This window comes from Psychrobacillus sp. (genome assembly GCF_056205495.1).
Window position 1 is genome coordinate 1 of the sequence record NZ_JBAEAP010000005.1, and the last position, 4833, is coordinate 4833.

General features: G+C 37.4%; 6 protein-coding genes. All 6 read right to left on the reverse strand.

Annotated features, from left to right (window positions below):
* Window positions 1-151: 151 nt before the first annotated feature.
* Window positions 152-1000, reverse strand: a complete 849-nt coding sequence (locus AC06OU_RS00090; RefSeq protein ID WP_475853286.1) for a YtnP family quorum-quenching lactonase — start codon at window positions 998-1000, stop codon at window positions 152-154.
* Window positions 1001-1031: 31 nt separating this feature from the next.
* A complete protein-coding gene (trmB, locus tag AC06OU_RS00095) occupies window positions 1032-1682 on the reverse strand; it encodes a tRNA (guanosine(46)-N7)-methyltransferase TrmB (RefSeq protein WP_169360013.1) in 651 nt (216 codons plus the stop codon).
* 4 nt (window positions 1683-1686) lie between these two features.
* A complete protein-coding gene (locus AC06OU_RS00100) occupies window positions 1687-2625 on the reverse strand; it encodes a diacylglycerol/lipid kinase family protein (RefSeq protein WP_475853287.1) in 939 nt (312 codons plus the stop codon).
* Window positions 2618-3604, reverse strand: coding sequence for a nuclease-related domain-containing protein (locus AC06OU_RS00105; RefSeq protein WP_475853288.1), 987 nt, complete (start codon window positions 3602-3604; stop codon window positions 2618-2620). The genes AC06OU_RS00100 and AC06OU_RS00105 overlap by 8 nt, the downstream gene beginning before the upstream one ends.
* 15 nt (window positions 3605-3619) lie before the next feature.
* The gene (gene thpR, locus AC06OU_RS00110; protein ID WP_475853289.1) at window positions 3620-4153 is read right to left on the reverse strand and encodes an RNA 2',3'-cyclic phosphodiesterase; all 534 of its coding nucleotides are present in this window, start codon (window positions 4151-4153) and stop codon (window positions 3620-3622) included.
* Window positions 4150-4833, reverse strand: a 684-nt coding sequence (gene dat, locus AC06OU_RS00115) for a D-amino-acid transaminase (RefSeq protein ID WP_475853290.1), incomplete at its 5' end; no start/stop codon positions are given. The genes thpR and dat, both read right to left, overlap by 4 nt.

Sequence of the window (4833 nt, forward strand, 5' to 3'; positions counted from 1 at the left end):
GCTCACCTCACCAATTTTTTAATGTAATGTTACTTACTTCTATATGTTTAGCCAAACCCCTGCTCCGAGTTGCTAAAAACTACTCTTCACACCATTTTTATATAAAAAAAACAGCTATAAATGCCAATAGACATTTATAGCTGGTGTTTTATTAAGAGCGCGTTCTCTCTAATTTTTCTAGAACTTCCTTGCCATCTGTCGACCATTTAATCATACGGTGGTAGGCATCATGGTAAAAGCTGAACCAATAATTGTTTTGCAACGCTTCGTGGACCCATTTTTGCTTAGCAAATACAGAGGTCATTGGGTAGTCATCATAGGCCAAAACCCATAATGGATTTTGATGTGCATGTGTTGGCATAAGGTCTGCCATATGGATGATTGTTTCATCCTTTTGCTTTAATAGCACAATACTATGACCATCACTATGACCACCCGTATGAATCATCTCAATATCTTCTAAAAGCTTAATAGAATCCTTGAATGTAATGACCTGTGATTGAATGGGCTCCCAGTTTTCCTTCCAATATGTATTGCTTGAACGGACATTTGGGTTCTTCATTTCATTCCACTCGACCTCTGAAACATAGATGGAAGCATTCGGAAAACTGGAAACTAATTCTCCATTTACCCATTTAGTTAGTCCACAAGCATGATCGAAATGTAAATGAGTCATTAAAATGATGTCGATATCCTCTGCAAGCAGACCTAGCTCGACCAGATTGTCATCTACCACTGACTCATCTGTAATGCCATAATTTCTGATTTGCTTGTCTGAGAACTTTCCGAATCCTAGCCCAGCTTCTAGCAAAATGTTCTTCCCTTTATATTGGATCAATATTGGATCTGAAGGAAGCTCAATTTGATTTTTTTCATTGACTGGGTATTTCTTTTCCCATAGAGGTTTTGGCACTACTCCAAACATGGCTCCCCCGTCCATATGTGTCGTGCCACCTTTTAACCAAGTTAATGTCATCTCGTGAAACTTATACGTATCCATACTTTCATCCCCTTTGAATAGTATTGATCTTTTACTTTTGGCTAATAAATCTAGCCTCTAGACGATAGATTGGTTGACCTTTTGCAGAGAATTTCTCTTCATATTCAGTCATAATATTATCTTCTGGCATATTCGCATGTAAATCAAGCGATACATACGTCAATAGCATTCCATAGGCTGACATGCTTGTTAGAGAATATTCGAATAGACCTCGATTGTCTGTTTTGAAATGAATCTCTGCATTGTCTACTAAAATAGATTCATAAAGTTTTAAAAAGCCTTCATGAGTTAAACGTCGCTTTGCATGTCTAATTTTTGGCCATGGATCAGAGAAGTTTAAATAGACGCGGTGGACATCATTTTTTTGAAAATATTTTGCTAAGTCCGCACCGTTAACTTTTAATAGACGCAAATTTGGTAAAGGCTGAGCTTCTATTGCATTTTCTAATGCAGAGACAATGACACTGTCATAGAGCTCGATTCCTATATAATTGATGTCGGGATTTTGTTTTGCCATTCCAGTTACAAATTGGCCTTTCCCAGTTCCTACTTCTATATGAAGTGGATTTTCGTTATCGAACACTAAATTCCATTTTCCTTTTTGTTCTTCCGGATTTGGAATCACTATTTCTGGATGAGAATTTATAAAATCCTCAGCCCAAGGCTTGTTTCTTAATCTCATTACCTTAACTCCTTTTACTTGGTGGTTTTGCTAATTTCCATGCATTATGCTCTACTCTAAATGTATAGATGCCGCCAGGAATTGTCATACAGGAAAATTCTCCGTCAACATGCCCATACACTTGATCATTCATTTGAATGGCGAACTCGCGTGCCTGAATTTGTTTCACTTCTTTATAAGCAGTGTGTTTACCATAAAACACTGTGCCAAATATAAATAATAGCTTAGTTCTCTTCAAATGATGTACTACGGTTAGTTCGATTAATGAATCGTTTGGTATAGAGGAAGGAGAGATTTTCATGCCTCCTCCAAAATAGGGTTGATTACACACAGTAATAAACCAAACATCTTCAAACTTTATCGTATCTCCTTGATTTAGTAAAGAGAAAGAGAATTTTTTAAACTTAAATAACTCTTTCACAAGATACAGAATGTACACTAGTTTACCTAATCCTAGTCTATTTAACCACTTTTTCCATTTAGATTGATTGGCTGCGTACACAACATGTGCATCAAAGCCAAAGCCCGCATTATTTATGAAATGAAACGTGTCTGAATTAGTCTTTAAAACACCTATGTCCATCTGTTCTGCCGTCTGATATTCTAAAACATATTCTGTTAGCTGCTCGAGTGTTTGAAACACAAAAAAGGCCCGAGCAAAATCATTTCCACTTCCAGCAGAAACAACTCCAACTCGAACATGATTATACCCTACAGTACCTGAGAGGATTTCGTGCGCGGTACCGTCTCCACCGATTGCAATAATAAGAAGAGGGTCTTGGCTAGCTTCTGCATATTTTTTCGCTATATCGGTTGCATGCCCACTATATTCAGTTTTAAGAAGTGTAAAAGCGAAAGGGAGATGGTCTTGCCATGACTCCCAAAGCTTTTTAGCTCTCCCCTGACCTGCTATTTCATTAACAACAATTAGTACATCAGTCATTTTCTATCTCGCTTTCCAACTCCCAGCTTGCTCTAGAATAGGAGGTAGTCTGAACCAGATTGAGTAATGCCTGCGCTGCCTTAAACTGCATATGCTTCATCGGAGATGGAGACGATTTTAAAGCTTGAAACCATGCAGGAAAGCTTCTAGTATCTACTAATTGAGTCTGATAGGCAGAGCCTGGATAATCGATGTATCCATTTCTTGAAAGAACTACCTTTCTGATAGGCAAATCAATATCTTCCTTTTTAAAAACCTGCAAGAGAATAGATTCCATTCTATTAAGACTGATCATCGGACTTAATAGCTTACTTTCGCTCTTCCCACTTTTCTTCACCCAGAAACGATCCCCACTTCCGATAAATGCATCCAAGTCTCTGCCTTCTAACATGACTATACATATAATTTCAGTAGGCAAAACGATAATAATATCTAATTCCACAGGGGCTTTTTTCAATTTAAAGATTGGGTAATAAAACAGAAAATAATTATCAGGTAATTGTAGTGTGAAAAGTCTCAACAAGCTATCTCTCATATACTTTGGATCTACATAGGATTTTTCCATTAAAGTAGAGCTAGCCCATTTTAATTGAAAATGAAATAATTGATCTAAATACATTCGTCGTAGCTCTTCTTTAGAACTCGGGTTGTAAACAATATTAGGTTCGAAAAAAAGAGTAGTAGACTCTTCGGGAACTTCTTGATCCTCTACGTTCTTTTCATCCAATATCTCTGCAGAGGTTTCTTCTTTGTTTCTTGAAAACAATTTAGAGATAAAGGATTTTTTTTCCTCTACCTCTAAATCCTCCTCCTCCTCCTGCTCCTTCTCCATCCAAGATGTATCTAGAGCTCCTCTTTCATAAGAAGCGTTGACTCGCTCCCATTGTTGTTTTTTTAAACGAACAAATTGAGTAGGGTATCGCTTTAAATCAATTTGATAGCGGGATATATAATCCTGTAATTTGACTAACTGAGCCATTCTATTACCTCCCTCTCACATGTTTATACTGGCAAATTGCTCGTAACGTGGAGTGCTTGCAGGATTTATTTTGTAAATGATAAAATCGCGAACTTCAAAGGACTGTTTCTCCAGGTTAAACGAATCGTACAGACAGGTATCAGTTGACTTCCATTTTTTAGCCACGGTTATATGGGCATGGAATTCCTTTGAAACGTTTAACTCTATATACTCCAGAACTTTTTGCACAACTGCATGCTGAAGTCTTTGTAATTCCTCATTTTCATCGACAGCGACATAAACTACTCGAGGGGTTTTACCACTCCCAAAATGAGCTAGTCCCGCTGTTGTTAAAGTAAATGCTTCCCACTTTATCTCTTTCAAGGATTCGATTAAGTCAGCTAATATAGATTCATCTACTGCTGCTAAGTATGCAAGCGTAATATGAAGGTCCTCGAGAAGAGGCAACGTTTTATGTGTTTCATGCATATTGGTTGCCTTTCTAGCCTCTATAATAGACCTTCCTATTACCTCGGGAACTTTAATACCTATGAAATAATGGTTGCTCATACATTTAAAGTTGTAGGAATTTTTTGTTCAAAGGCTTTCTGAAGCTTTCTTGTTAACTCTCCAGGTTTTCCGTTCCCAATAACATTCCCGTCGATTGAGATAACTGGCATTACCTCTGCACTAGTTGAGGACATGATGAATTCATCCATTTTCAATGCTTCTTCTTTAGTAAACGCCTCTTCCACTACCGTTAATCCAATCTCTTCACAGCAATCTAACAATACTTTTCTAGTAATACCATTTAAAATCAGGTTGCTCACTGGATGTGTATACAAAACACCATCTTTAATGCCGTACATGTTAGAGGAAGAGCCCTCTGTTACCGTATCTCCACGATGTAAAATAGCTTCAAAGCAATCTTTTGTAACAGCTTCCTGTTTAGCGAGTACATTGCCAAGTAGGTTTAATGACTTAATATCACATCTTAACCAACGAACATCCTCCACAAAACAAGCCTTAATCCCACTTTCAAGCTGAGCAAGTGGACGTGTTGTTTCTTTCGTATAAGCTGTCAGCACGGAGCTAACTGCTGGATTAGGAAAATTATGAATACGAGGGCTATCCCCACGTGTTACTTGTAAATAGATTTGACCATTTTGAACTTCATTCGTTTCAATTAGCTCATGTATCATTTGATGAAGTTTGTCTTTCGTATAAGGAATGACTAAGTTAATTTTATC

Bases quoted from the DNA above. Each gene is read 5' to 3' on its own strand.
- AC06OU_RS00090 (WP_475853286.1), bottom strand. From the start codon at position 1,000: ATGGATACGTATAAGTTTCACGAGATGACATTAACTTGGTTAAAAGGT.
- thpR (WP_475853289.1), bottom strand. From the start codon at position 4,153: ATGAGCAACCATTATTTCATAGGTATTAAAGTTCCCGAGGTAATAGGA.
- AC06OU_RS00100 (WP_475853287.1), bottom strand. From the start codon at position 2,625: ATGACTGATGTACTAATTGTTGTTAATGAAATAGCAGGTCAGGGGAGA.
- trmB (WP_169360013.1), bottom strand. From the start codon at position 1,682: ATGAGATTAAGAAACAAGCCTTGGGCTGAGGATTTTATAAATTCTCAT.
- AC06OU_RS00105 (WP_475853288.1), bottom strand. From the start codon at position 3,604: ATGGCTCAGTTAGTCAAATTACAGGATTATATATCCCGCTATCAAATT.